This window comes from Galactobacter valiniphilus, assembly GCF_003575975.1.
GTDB classification, from domain to species: Bacteria; Actinomycetota; Actinomycetes; order Actinomycetales; family Micrococcaceae; genus Galactobacter; species Galactobacter valiniphilus.
The window spans coordinates 94178-109331 of sequence record NZ_QQXK01000005.1; the positions used below are offsets into that span (position 1 = coordinate 94178).

The window sequence follows — 15154 nt, forward strand, 5'->3', positions numbered from 1 at the left end:
CATGCGTGAGGGCGAAAGCGCCCCAGGCGGGGGCCTCTGGAACGAGCTGCGCACGCGGCTGTCCAGGGGCCCCCGCCTGCGTCTGCCCGGGCAGCGGCCAGAGCAGCGCGTGCACGTCATCACCGACACGGCCTCGGCCCTGCCGGAGGGGTACGCCTCGGAGCACGCCGGTGCCTTGTCGGTGGTGCCGATGCCCGTGACGGTGGACGCGCAGGTGTTTATCGAGGGCGTCGACGACGTCATGAGCGAGCTCTCCCTGGGGCTGGCCATGGGGTCGAAGATCACCACCTCGCGTCCGGCGCCCGGGCAATTGCTGCGGGCCGTGGAGCGGGCTGCGGAGGCCGGCGCCTCCTCGGTGCTCATCGTGTGCATCTCCTCGGCGCTGTCCGGGACGGTGGAGGCGGCCCGCTGGGCGGCCGAGCAGGCCGAGCTGCCGGTGCGGGTGCTCGACACCCGCTCGGTGGGGCTCGGCGAGGGCTTCGCGGTCATGGCCGCGGTCGAGGCGGCCGAGGCCGGGCTGGAGCTGGACGAGGTGCATCTCGCGGCGGCCTCCGCCTGCGACGCCTCGGTCTGGTTCGTGGTGCCCTCCCTTGAACAGCTGCGCCGCGGCGGGCGCATCGGCACCGTGGCCTCGGTGCTCGGCACGCTCCTGAACGTCAAGCCGATCCTCACCGTGAATCGTGACGGCGCGATCGTGGCGGCGGACAAGGCGCGCAGCCTGCAGCGCGCCCTGGCGCACGTCATCGAGCTCGGGATCGACGCGGCGGGGGAGGACCCCGCCACCGTGCTCGTGGGCCTGCACCACTTCGGTGCGGAGGAGGAAGCCGAGGCGGTGGCCGAGGCCTTGGCCCCGTACACCGAACGCCCGGTCATCGTCACGCCCGTGCCGGCGGTGCTCGCCGCGCACACCGGCGCCGGAGTGGTGGCGCTCATCGTGCGGCGTGAGCGAGCCTGAGGGCGCTTCCGATCGAAGGTGCGTCCCTCACAGCCCCGTGATGCCCGGCGTGGCGTCCACCTTGGGGCCGCCCGCCACCGCCCAGCGGGAGCCGTTCTCCTAGCCTCGATGGATGGGCAGGCACGGGTGGCGCGACGACGCAGCGCTCGACGCAGGGGAAGACCCCTCGGCGGCGGACGACGCCTTGGCTCCCTGGGACCGGCCCGGGTGGGGCGGTGACCAGCCCGGTGACCCCTCGCGGCGGGTCGGCCGGCTGCGGCGTTGGGGCCTGCGCGGTTGCCTGATCCTGGTCTTGGCCTCCGCCGCGGTGCTCGGTTTCCGCCTCGCCTCCGGGCAGGCCCAGGTCAGCTCGCTCGCCGTCCCGCCGGTGGCAGGCCCCGGGGCCGACGCCCGCGCGTCCGGGCCGGTGACTGCCTCGAGGAGCGGGCCCGACGGGGCGGCGATGTCGACGGCGGAGGCGTCCGGCGCTCCGCCGCGCGGCACCCCGGCCGCGGCCGAGAGCCCGGCCGCTGCCGGGCCGACCGTGCACGTCGTGGGCGCCGTGAAGCGACCCGGCCTGTATCGCCTCGCGGCCGGTGCCCGCGTCGATGACGCGGTGCGCGCGGCGGGTGGGGCCGAGGCCGGCGCCGCGCTGGCAGCCCTCAACCTGGCGGCGCCCCTCACCGATGGGACGCAGCTGCATGTCCCCGGGCGCGGGGAAGCGGCCGTGGGGCCCTACGCCGCGCAGGGGGCGGCGCCGCCGGGAGACGGCGCCGCCTCCGCCCCGGGTGCGGCCCGTGTCCCCGCCGCTCCTTCGTCTGCTCCAGTGCGGATCAACACCGCCAGCCAGGCCGAGCTCGAGGCCCTGCCGGGCGTGGGGCCCGCCCTGGCGCAACGCATCATCGCCTTCCGGGACAGCCACGGGCGCCTCCAGGGGGAACAGGATCTCGACGCGGTGCCCGGGATCGGCCCGGCCATGCTGGAGAAGCTGCGCGGGGTGGTGAGCTATGACTGACCCAGCCGGCGCGGGCCCGGCGCCCCAGCGGCCCCGGACGCCGCGCAACGCACCCGCCACCCGCTTCGTCGCGCCGCTGTGGCCGGCGGCCGCCGCGGCGTGGGCGGTGGCCGCGCTGTACGCGGGGCCGGGGATCCCACCCGGAGCCGCCGCCGCAGGAGGCGCGGGCCTGGCCTGCGGGGCCTTGGCCTGCTGGTACGGGGCACGCCGCCTGGGACGACTCGCCATGCCGGGCGGGAGGCCGCCCGGACGGCGGTGGATGCTCCTGCTCGCGCTGGCGCTCGCTTGTGCCGGGGCGGCCAGCGTGCTCGGCGGGGCAGCGGCGGACGGGGCGACGCGGGGCGCGGTCGTCCGCCAGTGGGGCGACGGCCGACTCATCCAGGCCAACGTGGAGCTGAGCGACGCGCCACACGAACTGCGCAACGGTTCCTTGCTCGTGGCGGCCACGTTGCTGGGCGTCCGGGAACAGCGCGGGGATCGATGGCTGCCCGCCGGGTCGCTCAGCGTGACGGTCATCGGGGCACCGGAGCGCTTCGGCTCGGCCAGCCTCGAGGCGGGGGCCCAGCTCGCCTGGTGGGTCTCCGCGTCGGCACCGCCCGAGCGCGCGCCGGCCGCCCTGACCCTCTCGCCGCGCTCCGCGCCGCTCGCGACGGTGGACGCTCCGGACGATCTCGCCTCCACGCTGCGTGGTGGTCTCGGTCGCTGGCTCGCCCCGCTGCGGGGAGGGCCGCTCCAGGAGGCCGCCGCGCTCGTGCCCGGCATGGTCGTGGGGGATCGCTCCGGCCAGAGCCCCGCGCTGGCCACGGCGATGCAGAGGGCAGGCCTCTCCCACCTCACGGCCGTCTCTGGCGCAAACGTCGCGCTCCTCCTGGGTGCGAGCGCGGCGTTCCTCCGCCTGGTGCGCGTCCCGCGCGTGCTCGTGGTGCCCGCGCTGCTGGCGGTCCTGAGTGGCTTTGTGCTCGTGGTCGGGCCCGACCCCAGCGTCCTGCGGGCCGCCGTGTCCGGGGCGCTGGGGGCGATCGCGGTGGTGGCGGGGAGGCCGCGGGCGGCGCTGGGGCTCACGCTGCTCGCTGTGGTGGTGCTGCTCAGCGTGGATCCGTGGCACGCGGGCCGGGTCGCCTTTCAGCTCTCGGTGGCCGCCACGCTGGGGATCGCCCTCCTGGCGCCGGCGCTCGCGGCGTGGATGCGCGAGCGGCTCCACCTTCCCCGCCTCCTCGCTGACGCTGTGTCGGTCTCGGCGGCCGCCACCGTGGCCTGCACTCCGCTGTTGGTGCTCCTGGCCCCGGAGCAATCGGCCCTCACGGTGCTCGTCAACGTGCTCGCGGCGCCCGCAGCAGCCGTGGTGGGGCTCCTTGGGCCGGCGTTGGCCCTCGCGGCCCCCCTGCTGCCGCCGGCAAGCTGGCCGCTCGGCCTCGTGTGCCTGCTGCCGGCGCAGTGGGTCGCGATGCTCGGTCAGTTGAGCGCCGACCACGGACCCTTCCTCGCGTGGCCGAGCGGCCCGGCCGGCCCCGCGCTCGCGGTGGTGGGGTGCTGGTGCCTGCCGGCCGCCGTGCGCCTACGCGCACGGCGCCGGGCGGACCGCGCCCGCCGAGCGCCGCCGCCGGGGCAAGCGCGCTCCGTTGCACGGGAACCGACGCAGGACCGGCAACGCAACGGCTCCGCGTGGTTGGAGCCCCCGCGGGCCCGCTACCGCCGCCTCGCCCGCCGGGCCAGGCTCCGCCGCTGGGGTGCCGTCGGCTGCCTTGCGCTGACGGCCGGCGGCCTGGGGGCCTGGTGGGGCGGTGCCGGGCACCCCGCTGGCATCGGCCGGGCCGGCGACGGCGAGCTCCTCTTCTGCGACGTGGGGCAGGGTGATGCGCTGGCGCTCATCGGGGACGGCGGCTCGGCGTTGCTCATCGACGTGGGGCCGCCGGAATCGGATGCCGTGGGTTGCCTGCGTTCGGCCGGCGTCACGCGGCTGTGCGGCGTGCTGCTCACGCATCTTCACGCGGATCACGCGGGCGCCCTGCCGAAGGTGCTCAAGGCCTGGCCTGGCACGCCGGTCCACTACTCCACGGCCGGCCGCGAGCCTCCGGTACCCGAGGCCCGGCGCGCCGCGAGCGGCGAGGCGATGGCGTGCGGGAGCTGGAGTGTCACCATCACCCTGGTCCCGCGAGGGGCCGAGGAGAACAACGCCTCGCTTGTCGTGAACGCCAACACCCACAAGGGAGGCGGCCTCGAGCTCCTGGATGCGGGGGATCTTGAGGACGACGGCGCGGCGCTGGCGGTCACGGTGGGCGCCGCCAGTGCGCGTACCGACGCCCCGCGCGTGCTCAAGGTCTCCCACCATGGGTCCCGCGACGCCGGGATGCGGCTCGTCGATGCCTTCGCGCCGCGGCTCGCCCTCATCGGCGTGGGGGAGGGCAACGACTACGGCCATCCATCGGCGCCCACGCTCGACGGTCTCGCTGCCCGCGGCGTCCCGGTGTTGCGCACCGACCTGCGCGGAACGCTCCTCGTGCGCCCCGGAGCGGCGGCGGGGGACGCCCCTCGCGTCAGCACCAGCAGATAGGATTCACAGTGAGCATCGCCCCCTCTCGAAAGGCCCCTTATGCCTCCCCGCACCCCCGCCCGATCGGCGGGGAAGAACGCGCGCGGACTGAGCTTCCGCGAGGCGGCCCCGCGCCCCCTCGTGCTGCTCATGGGCTCGGACGGCTACCAAGCCGCCCGCGCCTTCCAGAGCATTCGCGAGGCGGCCAGGGCGGCGGATCCCGAGACCGAGGTGACGCGCTTCGACGCGGCGCACTACGAGGGCGGCGAGCTGCTCCTGAGCGCTAGCCCCTCCCTGTTCGGCGGCGGCGCGCTGATCGAGTTCCACGGCCTCGAAGCCATGAACGAGGCGGCCCAGAGGGACCTGCTCGGCTACGTCGCGGCACCGGATCCCGAGGTCGTCCTGGTGGCCCATCACGGCGGTGGCAACCGCGGCAAGGGCCTCGTCGACGCCTTCAAGAAGGTCGGGCTCGTCATCGATTGCGCGCCGCTGAAGAAGGACGCCGAGAAGCTCGAGTTTGTGCAGGACGAGTTCAAGGCCGCGCGCCGCCGGATCGATACCGAGGCCGCCCGCGCCCTGGTCTCGGCCGTGGGCAGCGATCTTGCCGAGCTGGGCTCCGCCTGCCGCCAGCTCATCGAGGACACCGACGGCACGGTGGACGAGGCGGCGGTGAAGAGCTACTTCGGCGGACGTGTCGAGGCCACTGGCTTTGCCGTCGCCGATGCCGCCATGGCCGGCCGCGGCGCCGCGGCCGTCTCCCTCCTGCGCCACGCCATGGCCACGGGCGTGGATCCCGTGCCGATCGTGGCGGCCCTGGCCATGAAGGTGCGCCAGGCCGCCGCCGTGGCGGGCGCCCGCGAATCGGCCAATTCGCTGGCCTCGCGCCTCAAGATGGCGCCGTGGCAGGTCCAGCAGGCCCAGGAGGTGGCCAGGCGCTTCGCCCCTGCCGACCTCGCCGCCGCCGTGCGGCTCGTCGCCGAGACGGATGCCATGGTCAAGGGCGCCTCCCGCGACCCGCGCTACGCGGTCGAGCGCGCCGTGGTCTCGCTCTCGCGCTACGCCGCACGGCGCTAACCGCTCCCAGGTCCCCGCGTCACGCGCACGCGCCCCGGTCCACGCGTCACGCGTTCACGCGCCATCCGCCCGGGTCGAGCCCGGCGCAAGCCCGGCATCTGCGCTCCAGCCCGCCCAGCGGCGTGACTCCCGTGTGCCCGGGCGAGGAACCCGTGGATCCGGATGGCACGCCGTCGAGCATCGATGCTGGAAACAGCACAGGGCCCCGCTTCCGTTTCCGGAAGCGGGGCCCTGTGAAGCTTGGCGCCGAGGTCATCGACACCTCACAGCAACGATGCTCAGAGCGCGTTGACCTTCTTGGAGATGGCCGACTTGCGGTTGGCAGCGTTGTTGCGGTGGATGACACCCTTGCTGACGGCCTTGTCCAGCTTGCGGCTGGCGCTGGCGAGGGCCGGGGTAGCGGCCTCCTTGTCACCGGCGGCAACGGCGGCGTTGACCTTGTTGATGGCCGTGCGCAGCTCGGACTTCACAGCGTTGTTGCGCTGACGAGCCTTCTCGTTGGTGAGAATGCGCTTCTTCTGGGACTTAATGTTCGCCACGGTAGTCCTTCTTGACGAATGGATGGATGGTCTGAGGGTTCCGCGCTCAACACAACTGAGATGGCGTGGGGATGCCGCGTCCGTCGAGCACGAGTGCCCGCAGACCTGCGCGGACACACTAGGAAAGAGTGTATCAGGCCAAACGGTGCGGGCGGGGAGCCGCCGGGAGGCGTGGCGATGAGAGCTGCCTCACGCTGAGCCGCCGGCCGTTCAGCGCGAGCGGAGCGCGTGTGCCACGGCGTCGAAGCGCTCGCGGGAGAGCACCGCACCCTCGCGGCGCACCGAGGACTCGTCGAGCTGCAGCACGCGGTCGAGCTTGGCCTCGCTCGGGCGCCCCTGACGGTCCCACGAACCGGTGCCGACGTCGATGTAGTCGCGGTCGTGCTCGCGCGTGTGGTCCTTGGAGGTCAGCATGAGCGCGAGGAGCAGGCCGCCGTTGCGCCCCACGATCAGCACGGGGCGATCCTTGCCCTGCGAGTGGTCCTCCTCGTAGGGCACCCAGGCCCACACGACCTCGCCCGGATCGGGCTGGCCGTCGGGTTCGGGGGAGTAGACCGGATTGAGTCGGCCGCTGTAGTCGCCGGCATACGCTGCGCCGCGCTGGGCCGCCTCGGCCGCGCTCACGTCGCGCGAACCGCCCTGCGAGGGGCGCGGGGCGGAAGGCCGCTGGGAACCGGAGGAGCGCTGCGGCAGAGGGCCGCCGGGCTTCGGCGCCGCCTGACCCGAGCCGCGCGAGCCGGAGCCCTGGCGCGGCTGCTGGCCCCCACCGGACGTGCCCTTGAAGAGGGAGTCGATGAGCGGGGACAGGATCGACTTGGCCAGGTTGAGCCAGCGCTGGTTGTTTGCCATGCGCCGATCCTAACGGCGCGTGGCCGTCGCCCCGCGGCTCACGCCCTGGGAGCACGACGGCGCGTGGCGGCACGGCAGCGGGCGTCACCGCCGCGCTCCATCCGGCGCTGGCGGCCAGGCTCAGGGCGTGGCAGGGCGGCCCGGCGCGCCAAGTCGTGAGAGAATCCGAGGAAGGCATGCCCGCGCGCCCTCCCAGGCGCGCCCGCGTCGTCGGGCCCTCCCGTTGATGAGGGAATCCGGAACGGATTCCCAGGCAAGGCACGCCATCCGCTCCTGCCCCCGAGTTCGCAAGCGAGGCTGAACCCCGTGTCACCCCAGGCCCGCACCGCCCCGGTGCCCGCCGCCACCGATCCGGCCGTGATCCGCAACTTCTGCATCATCGCCCACATCGATCACGGCAAGTCCACCCTGGCCGACCGCATGCTGCAGTCCACAGGCGTGGTCCAGGCCCGCGATATGCGCGCCCAGTACCTGGACCGCATGGACATCGAGCGCGAGCGCGGCATCACGATCAAGTCTCAGGCCGTGCGCATGCCGTGGGAGGTCGACGGGGTCTCCTACGCCCTGAACATGATCGACACCCCGGGCCACGTCGACTTCACCTACGAGGTGTCCCGCTCCCTCGCCGCGTGCGAGGGCGCCATCCTGCTTGTCGACGCCGCCCAGGGCATCGAGGCGCAGACCTTGGCCAACCTCTACCTGGCCATGGAGAACGAGCTCACCATCATCCCGGTGCTCAACAAGATCGACCTCCCGGCGGCCCAGCCCGAGAAGTACGCGGCGGAGCTCGCGAATCTCATCGGCGTGGAGCCCGAGGACGTCCTCAAGGTCTCCGGCAAGACGGGTCAGGGCGTCGAGGAGCTGCTGGACGAGATCGTCAAGCAGCTGCCCGCGCCCCAGGGCGTGCGCGACGCCCCGGCCCGCGCCATGATCTTCGACTCGGTGTATGACACCTACCGCGGCGTGGTCACCTATGTGCGCGTCGTGGACGGCGAGCTCAAGCCGCGCGAGCGGATCCAGATGATGTCGACCCACGCGCAGCACGAGCTCCTGGAGATCGGCGTGTCGGCCCCCGAGCCGCAGCCGACCAAGGGCCTCTCCGTGGGCGAGGTGGGTTACCTCATCACGGGCGTGAAGGACGTGCGCCAGTCCCGCGTGGGCGACACCGTCACGGGCAACCTGAACCCGGCCCAGGAGTCGCTCGGCGGCTACGCGGACCCGCAGCCCATGGTGTTCGCCGGCCTCTACCCGATCGACGGTTCCGACTATCCGGTGCTGCGCGACGCCCTCGACAAGCTCAAGCTCAATGATGCGGCGCTGTCCTACGAGCCCGAGACCTCCGCGGCCCTCGGCTTCGGCTTCCGCGTGGGCTTCCTGGGTCTGCTCCACCTGGAGATCGTGCGCGAGCGCCTCGAGCGCGAGTTCAAGCTGGACCTCATCTCCACGGCCCCGAACGTCGAGTACGACGTGGTGACCGAGGACAAGTCGCACCTGCATGTGAAGAACCCGAGCGAGTTCCCCTCCGGCAAGATCCTCGAGGTGCACGAGCCCATGGTGGCCGCCACGATCATCGCCCCGGCGGAGTTCATCGGCGCCATCATGGAGCTGAACCAGCAGCGCCGCGGCATCATGGGCGGCATGGACTACCTCTCGGAGGAGCGCGTGGAGATGCGGTACCGCCTCCCGCTCGCCGAGATCGTCTACGACTACTTCGATCAGCTCAAGTCCAAGACGCGCGGCTACGCCTCGCTGAACTGGCAGGCCGACGGCGAGCAGGTCGCCGACCTGGTCAAGGTCGACATCCTCCTTCAGGGCGAGCAGGTCGACGCGTTCAGTGCGATCACGCACAAGGACAAGGCCTACGCCTACGGCACCATGATGGCCACCAAGCTGCGCGAGCTCATTCCCCGCCAGCAGTTTGAGGTGCCCATCCAGGCCGCCATCGGCTCGCGCATCATCGCCCGCGAGAACATCCGCGCCATCCGCAAGGACGTTCTGGCCAAGTGCTACGGCGGCGACATCTCCCGTAAGCGCAAGCTGCTGGAGAAGCAGAAGGAAGGCAAGAAGCGCATGAAGATGGTGGGCCGCGTGGAGGTCCCCCAGGAGGCGTTCATCGCCGCGCTGTCCTCGGATGAGTCCAAGGACTCCAAGAAGAAGTAGCCATGCCTTCTGTTCTGCCGGACGGCGATCCGGCGCCCCTGGACGGTTCCCTGCCGGCGGAGGCCATGGCCTCCGCCGCCGGGCGCGCCCTGGGCCTCTATGTTCACGTGCCCTTCTGCTCCATGCGTTGCGGCTACTGCGACTTCAACACGTACACGGCCTCCGAGCTGGGTCACGGCGCCTCGCGCGAGTCCTATCCCGACGCGATGAGCGCCGAGCTGGCGCTCGCTGCCCGCGTCATGGGGGAGGCGGGCCTTGACCCGCGCCCCCTCTCCACGGTGTTCTTCGGCGGCGGCACGCCCACGCTGCTCCCGGCCGAGGCGCTCGCCTCGACCCTGCGCACCGCGGTGGGTCACTTCGGGCTGGTGCCCGGCGCCGAGGTGACCACGGAGGCGAATCCGGATTCGGTCACCCCGGAGTCCCTCGCCACGCTGGCCGAGGCCGGGTTCACGCGCGTGAGCTTCGGCATGCAGTCCGCCGTGCCGCACGTCCTCAAGGTGCTGGACCGCACCCACACACCGGAGCGCGTGCCGCAGGCCGTGGCCTGGGCCCGCGAGGCCGGACTGAACGTGAGCCTCGACCTCATCTACGGCACGCCGGGGGAGTCGCTCGAGGATTGGCGGACCTCGCTCGAGGCCGTCATTGAGATGGAACCCGACCACGTCTCGGCCTACGCGCTCATTGTGGAGCAGGGCACCAAGCTGGCGGCGCAGATGCGTCGCGGCGAGGTGCCCCCGGTCGACGACGACGATCACGCCGACAAGTACGTCCTGACGGACAAGCTGCTCGGAGCGGCCGGCTACTCCTGGTACGAGGTCTCCAACTTCTCCCGCGGCACAGAGCACCGGGCGCACCACAACGTGGCCTATTGGCTCAACCAGGATTGGTGGGGCGTCGGCCCCGGCGCGCACTCCCACCTGGGCGACGTGCGCTGGTGGAACGTCAAGCACCCGGCCGCGTACCAGCAGCGCCTGGACGCCGGGCTCTCCCCGGCCCACGCTCGGGAGGTGCCCGACGCCGAGGCGCGCCACCTCGAGGACGTCATGCTGCGCGTGCGCCTGAGCGACGGGCTGCCGCTGTCGATCCTCGCCCCCGAGGAACGCGAACGCGTGGCTGGTCTCGTGGCCGACGGGCTGGTCGAGCCGCTTCCCGCACTCAAGGCGGGGGAGGACGGCGAACGCCGCCTCGTGCTGACGCTGCGCGGCCGCCTGCTCGCCGACGGCGTGGTCCGCACGCTGCTCGGCTTCTAGTCGCGGCCACACCGAACGCCGCAGAGAACGACGGCGCCGTTCCCGTCTGAAGGCGGGAACGGCGCCGTCGTGCTGTCAACACGTGGGTGCTGGAGACCGAACGTCTCCTCCCGCCTTTGTCGTTCAATCCCGCACGAAAGGGGAGGGACTCAACGAGAAAGGCGGGATGGGAGGGGTCGGGGTGACGGATGACCTGCGGTAACCCGGCGCCACCGCGCCGGATCAGAACAGGCGCAGGTTCAGGCGGTAGAGGTACGGGCGGCCCTTGTTGACCTGAATGCCGCCGACGATCCCCGAGATCGTCATGAAGATCCACACCCCCACGGCCAGGAGCAGGAAGACCCAGCCGACCACGGGGATGAAGCCGAGCGCGAAGAGCACGACCACGAGGACGGAGAGCGGAAGCGTGAAGTTAAACGCCTCCTTGGACTCCTGGGCCGTGAACGGGCCGCGGTCCTTGTACACCAGGTGGATGATGAGGCTCGGCACGAAGCCGGCCAGCGAGAAGAAGTGGGCGATCGTCGCCCAACGACGATCCTCCGCCGGCGTGAGGGGGAGGGCCTGCGGCGCGGAGCCGCTCAGCTCGGAATCGTGACGTGGCGGCACGGAGGGACCTGGCGTGGACTGCGGGGACACTGCGCGGCCTTCCTCTTCAGGGGTGGACATGAGGCTGGCCCAAGTTTACGGATCCGCGAGGCGCGGCGCGGGCTACGCCTCGCCCTGTGTGACAAAGTCGATGAGTTCTTCGACACGTCCGAGCAGGCTCGGTTCCAGATCCCCGTAGTGGCGCACGCCGGACAGGATGCGCTTCCAGCCGAGCCCCACGTCCTCCTTGGTGCTGTGGGGCCAGCCCAGCCGCGTGAGGATGCCGGTCTTCCAGTCCTCCCCGCGCGGCACGACGGGCCAGGCAGCGGCGCCGATGGCGGACGGCTTCACGGCCTGCCACACGTCGATGTACGGGTGGCCCAGGATCAACACGTTCCCGGCCGCGCCGGGAACGCGCATGGCCTCGCGGGCGATGCGTTCCTCCTTGCTGCCCGTCACGAGGTGGTCAACAAGGATGCCCAGGCGGCGCTGGGGGCCGGGCTGAAACTCCTTGATCGCCGAGGCAAGATCGTCGACGCCGTGCAGGGGTTCGACGGCGACGCCCTCGATGCGCAGATCGTGGCCCCAGACCTTCTCGACCAGCTCGGCGTCGTGGGCGCCCTCGACCCAGATGCGCGCCGCCCGGGCGGTGCGGGCCTTGGCTCCCTCCACGTACACGGAGCCGGAGGCGGAGCGGGTGGGGGCCTGCTTGGCCTTGCCCGGGGCGGGCGCCGCGGCCGGCTCCACGATTTCGACCGGGGCGCCGTCGATGAGGAAGCCGAAGCCGGCGGGGAAGGTGCGGGTCTTGCCGCGGCGGTCCTCCAGGACCAACACGCGCACGCCGCCCGAGCGCTCGGTCCGCACGACCTCGCCGACCCAGCCGGACTCCACGTCCTCGAGCAGCAGGCCGACCCTGGCCCCGACCTTGCGGGGGGCGGTGCGGGGCTGCGGGGTGATGGAGGTGGGTCCCCAGGCGTAATCCACGGTGTGCATACTCCTCGTGGCTCGTGCTGTGCGTGCCCCTCCAGGCTAGCGACGCGCGCCCAGGCCCGGCGCCGCGGCGCGCTGGTCGCGCGGACTGGTGTTCAGCGAAGCGCGAACTAGAATTGGCACTTGGGGGGCACGAGTGCCAGAGTAGATCGGTCGAGCGGAAGGAGGGCAGTCCCACAGTGAGCGATCAGTTGCGTTCCCAAGCGCGCCGCCTGCAGGTGTTGCGCGCGGTCGTGGAGGACTATGTCCACTCCCGCGAACCCGTCGGGTCCAAGGCTCTCGTGGAGCGCCACGGCCTCGGCGTCTCGGCCGCCACGATCCGCAACGACATGGCCGCCCTGGAGGACGAGGGACTCGTCACCGCCCCGCACACCTCGGCCGGGCGCGTCCCCACCGAAAAGGGCTACCGCTACTTCGTGGACCGGATCGAGGAGGTCAAGCCGCTCTCAGCGGCGGAACGCCGCGCCATCCGCTCGCTCCTCGAGGGCTCGGATGATCTCGACGAGGTGCTCTCGCGCACAGCGCGCGTGCTCTCGCATCTCACGCAGCAGGTGGCCGTGATCCAGGTCCCGCGCCTCGAAACCGCGCGCGTGCGCCACGTGGAGCTCGTTTCCCTCGGCCAGCGCCAGCTCATGCTCGTGCTGATCTCCAGCGCCGGGGCCGTGCGCCAGCGCGTGCTCGCCGTGGACGAGGAGCTCGTCGACGCCGAGGTCGCCGTCCTCAAGGAATCGGTGCTCGCCCTCGTCGGAGGCGAACCCGTCGCCGGCCTCGGCGTGTCGCTGGCGCTCCTGCCCGAGCGGGTGCCGCTGACGCTGCGGGCGCTGGCCGCCGCCGTCGCCGAGGGCCTCATCGACCTCGCCGAGGCCGAACGCCCCGATCGCATGCTCTGGGCCGGCACCGCCAACCTCGCGCGCGTCTCCGACGACTTTCGCGGCAACATCACGCCCGTGTTGGAGACCCTCGAGGAGCAGGTGGTCATGGTGCGGCTCCTCTCGGAGATGGAGCAGGACGCCCACGGCGTGGCCGTGAGCATCGGCAGCGAGAACCCCCACGCCACCCTCACGCAGGCCTCCGTGGTCGCCTCCGGCTACGGGCCGGGCAACCACGCGATGATCGGCGTGGTGGGCCCCACCCGCATGGACTACCCAGGCTCGATCGCCGCCGTGCGCGCGATCGCCCGTTATCTCAGCCGAATCCTCTCGGCCTAACCCTCGTGGCGCCGACCGCACAACCCCCGCGGTTCCGGCGAAAATACAGCATCTGAAAGGAAGCGGAGCGAAGCATCATGGCGACGCACTACGAAACCCTCGGCGTGTCCAAGGACGCCAGCGGCGAGGAAATCAAGAAGGCCTACCGCAAGCTGGCGCGCAAGCTGCACCCCGACGTGAACCCCGGCCCCGAGGCGGCCGCGGAATTCAAGGCCGTCACCCACGCCTACGAGGTGCTCTCCGACGCCGATAAGCGCGCCAACTACGACGCCACGGGCAACGAGAACGGCAATGGCGCCCAGGGCGGTTTTGGCGGCGGCTTTGGTGGCTTCGGCGACATCTTCGAGTCCTTCTTTGGCGGCGGCGGCCAGGCTGGTCCGCGTTCCCGCCGCGAGCCGGGGCGCGACGCCCTCGTGCGCGTGGAGATCAGCCTGGAGGACGCCGTCAAGGGCACCGTGTACCCGCTGCAGCTGCGCACCGCCGTGGTCTGCCCCGTGTGCGATGGCGAGTGCACCGAGCCTGGCACGCATCCCCAGACCTGCGAGATCTGCCACGGCGCCGGCCACGTCCAGCGCCCCGTGCGCTCCATCCTCGGCCAGATGATGACCGTCGCCGAGTGCCCCGCCTGCCAGGGCTACGGCACCACGCTTCCCAAGCCCTGCCCCGAGTGCGCGGGCGCCGGCCGCATCGCCTCGCAGCTGGAGAAGCAGCTGCGCATCCCCGCCGGCGTGGCCACCGGCACCCGCATCCACCTCGCCGGCCAGGGCGAGGCCGGCCCGGGCGGCGGCCCGCAGGGCGACCTCTACGTCGAGATCGACGTGGAACGCCACCCCGTCTTCGAGCGCGAGGGCAACGACCTGAAGGCCGTCCTGACGGTGCCGCTGACCGCGGCCGCCCTCGGCACGGACCTCACGCTTGAGACCTTTGACGGTGAGCAGATCGTCTCCATCCGCCCCGGCACGGAGAGCGGCGACACCGTCAAGCTCGACGATCTCGGCGTGCCGCGCCTGCGCGGCGGCGGGCGCGGCGATCTCGTGGTCGAGGTGCGCGTGGCCACGCCGCGCAACCTCGACGACGAGCAGCGCGAGCTCCTGCAGAAGCTCGCCGCGCTGCGCGGCGAGACCTTCACCGAGGGCAAGTTCGAGACGCGCGGCCTGATGTCGCGCCTGCGCGACAAGCTGCGGGGCTGAGCGTGTCCCGCCAGGCCTTCCTGGATCCCGCCGCGGCGGCGGGTGTCGCCGTGGGGGAGAGCTTCGAGCTCTCCGCCGCCGAGGCGCACCACGCCAAGGTCAAGCGCGTCCGTCAGGGCGAACAGATCGACGTGGTCGACGGCGCCGGCCGCCGCCTCGTGTGCGAGGTGCTCGAGGCCGAGGCGGGAGTGCTGCTGCGCGTCCTGGCCGAGGAACTCGACGACGCCGCGGCCCGGCCGCGCTTCGTGCTCGTGCAGGCGCTGTCCAAGCAGGATCGCGATCTCCAGGCGGTGGAGAGCTGCGTGGAGATCGGCATCGACGCCGTCATCCCGTGGCAGGCCGATCGCTCCATCGTGCGCTGGAAGGACGACCGCGCGGCCAAGGCCCACGCCAAGTGGGAGCACCAGGTGGCGGCCGCGGTGAAGCAGTCGCGCCGTTCCACCCTGCCCCCCGTCGAGGCGCTCGTGAGCTCCAAGTCGCTCGCCGCGCGGGCGGCTGAGGTGACCGCGGCGGGCGGGCTCATGCTCGTGTTGCACGAGGCGGCCACGGTGCCGCTGCTCGAGGCGCTCGGCACCCCGGGCGACCCCGAGCGCCCGGGCGCCGGAACCGAGGTGCTCTTTGTCGTGGGTCCCGAGGGCGGCATCTCGGACGCCGAGCTCGCGGCGCTGGAGGCCGCCGGGGCCCGGACGGTGGTGCTCGGAACACACGTCCTGCGGGCCTCGACGGCTGGCTCCGTGGCGCTCGTCCTGTTGCTGCAGGCCTACGGCGCCTTTGGCGCCCCGGCGACGGCCCCACGCCCGCCCGCCACCGACTAGACTTGGCCTTCAAGA

13 protein-coding genes are annotated in these 15154 nt (G+C 72.4%); 9 read left to right on the plus strand and 4 right to left on the minus strand.

Annotated elements, in window-relative coordinates; genetic code table 11:
* The first annotated feature begins 1 nt into the window (after position 1).
* The 4 genes from DWB68_RS03715 (at position 2) to holA (ending at position 5553) form a co-directional block, all read left to right on the plus strand.
* The gene (locus DWB68_RS03715) at positions 2-955 is read left to right on the plus strand and encodes a DegV family protein (protein WP_119423797.1); all 954 of its coding nucleotides are present in this window, start codon (positions 2-4) and stop codon (positions 953-955) included.
* 112 nt (positions 956-1067) lie between these two features.
* Entirely contained in the window at positions 1068-1949 is an 882-nt protein-coding gene (locus tag DWB68_RS03720) for a helix-hairpin-helix domain-containing protein (RefSeq protein WP_119423798.1), read from the plus strand.
* Positions 1942-4500, plus strand: coding sequence for a ComEC/Rec2 family competence protein (locus tag DWB68_RS03725; protein ID WP_147391566.1), 2559 nt, complete (start codon positions 1942-1944; stop codon positions 4498-4500). The genes DWB68_RS03720 and DWB68_RS03725 overlap by 8 nt, the downstream gene beginning before the upstream one ends.
* A 39-nt stretch (positions 4501-4539) precedes the next feature.
* The gene (gene holA / locus DWB68_RS03730) at positions 4540-5553 is read left to right on the plus strand and encodes a DNA polymerase III subunit delta (RefSeq protein ID WP_119423800.1); all 1014 of its coding nucleotides are present in this window, start codon (positions 4540-4542) and stop codon (positions 5551-5553) included.
* Positions 5554-5831: 278 nt separating this feature from the next.
* Here holA and rpsT read toward each other — a convergent pair whose 3' ends face one another.
* Both rpsT and DWB68_RS03740 read right to left on the minus strand, forming a co-directional pair.
* Complete coding sequence (gene rpsT / locus DWB68_RS03735; RefSeq protein WP_119423801.1) at positions 5832-6092, minus strand: 30S ribosomal protein S20; 261 nt, start codon at positions 6090-6092, stop codon at positions 5832-5834.
* Positions 6093-6302: 210 nt separating this feature from the next.
* A complete protein-coding gene (locus DWB68_RS03740) occupies positions 6303-6941 on the minus strand; it encodes a type II toxin-antitoxin system PemK/MazF family toxin (RefSeq protein ID WP_119423802.1) in 639 nt (212 codons plus the stop codon).
* Positions 6942-7247: 306 nt separating this feature from the next.
* On the opposite strand from DWB68_RS03740, the gene lepA reads away from it, so the two are divergent.
* Together lepA and hemW are read left to right on the plus strand one after the other, a co-directional pair.
* Positions 7248-9101 (plus strand): translation elongation factor 4, encoded by a 1854-nt coding sequence (gene lepA, locus DWB68_RS03745; RefSeq protein ID WP_119423803.1) that lies wholly within the window; start codon positions 7248-7250, stop codon positions 9099-9101.
* Positions 9102-9103: 2 nt separating this feature from the next.
* Entirely contained in the window at positions 9104-10351 is a 1248-nt protein-coding gene (gene hemW, locus DWB68_RS03750; RefSeq protein WP_119423804.1) for a radical SAM family heme chaperone HemW, read from the plus strand.
* A 222-nt stretch (positions 10352-10573) separates the two neighbouring features.
* On the opposite strand, the gene DWB68_RS03755 is transcribed toward hemW, so the two are convergent.
* Complete coding sequence (locus tag DWB68_RS03755; RefSeq protein ID WP_119423805.1) at positions 10574-11017, minus strand: DUF4870 domain-containing protein; 444 nt, start codon at positions 11015-11017, stop codon at positions 10574-10576.
* Between the two features lie 42 nt (positions 11018-11059).
* Positions 11060-11920, minus strand: a complete 861-nt coding sequence (locus DWB68_RS03760; protein WP_233548596.1) for a DUF3097 family protein — start codon at positions 11918-11920, stop codon at positions 11060-11062.
* 197 nt (positions 11921-12117) lie between these two features.
* Between DWB68_RS03760 and hrcA the strand changes: the two genes are divergently transcribed.
* From hrcA to DWB68_RS03775, 3 genes are all read left to right on the plus strand, one after another.
* A complete protein-coding gene (gene hrcA / locus DWB68_RS03765; RefSeq protein WP_119423851.1) occupies positions 12118-13134 on the plus strand; it encodes a heat-inducible transcriptional repressor HrcA in 1017 nt (338 codons plus the stop codon).
* Between the two features lie 77 nt (positions 13135-13211).
* Positions 13212-14324 carry a molecular chaperone DnaJ gene (gene dnaJ, locus DWB68_RS03770; RefSeq protein ID WP_119423807.1) on the plus strand — a complete coding sequence of 371 codons (1113 nt, stop codon included), beginning with the start codon at positions 13212-13214 and terminating at the stop codon, positions 14322-14324.
* Positions 14325-14326: 2 nt separating this feature from the next.
* The gene (locus DWB68_RS03775; protein ID WP_119423808.1) at positions 14327-15139 is read left to right on the plus strand and encodes a 16S rRNA (uracil(1498)-N(3))-methyltransferase; all 813 of its coding nucleotides are present in this window, start codon (positions 14327-14329) and stop codon (positions 15137-15139) included.
* Positions 15140-15154: the final 15 nt, after the last annotated feature.

Bases quoted from the DNA above. Each gene is read 5' to 3' on its own strand.
- DWB68_RS03715 (WP_119423797.1), top strand. From the start codon at position 2: ATGCGTGAGGGCGAAAGCGCCCCAGGCGGGGGCCTCTGGAACGAGCTG.
- DWB68_RS03720 (WP_119423798.1), top strand. From the start codon at position 1,068: ATGGGCAGGCACGGGTGGCGCGACGACGCAGCGCTCGACGCAGGGGAA.
- DWB68_RS03725 (WP_147391566.1), top strand. From the start codon at position 1,942: ATGACTGACCCAGCCGGCGCGGGCCCGGCGCCCCAGCGGCCCCGGACG.
- holA (WP_119423800.1), top strand. From the start codon at position 4,540: ATGCCTCCCCGCACCCCCGCCCGATCGGCGGGGAAGAACGCGCGCGGA.
- DWB68_RS03740 (WP_119423802.1), bottom strand. From the start codon at position 6,941: ATGGCAAACAACCAGCGCTGGCTCAACCTGGCCAAGTCGATCCTGTCC.
- hemW (WP_119423804.1), top strand. From the start codon at position 9,104: ATGCCTTCTGTTCTGCCGGACGGCGATCCGGCGCCCCTGGACGGTTCC.
- DWB68_RS03755 (WP_119423805.1), bottom strand. From the start codon at position 11,017: ATGTCCACCCCTGAAGAGGAAGGCCGCGCAGTGTCCCCGCAGTCCACG.
- dnaJ (WP_119423807.1), top strand. From the start codon at position 13,212: ATGGCGACGCACTACGAAACCCTCGGCGTGTCCAAGGACGCCAGCGGC.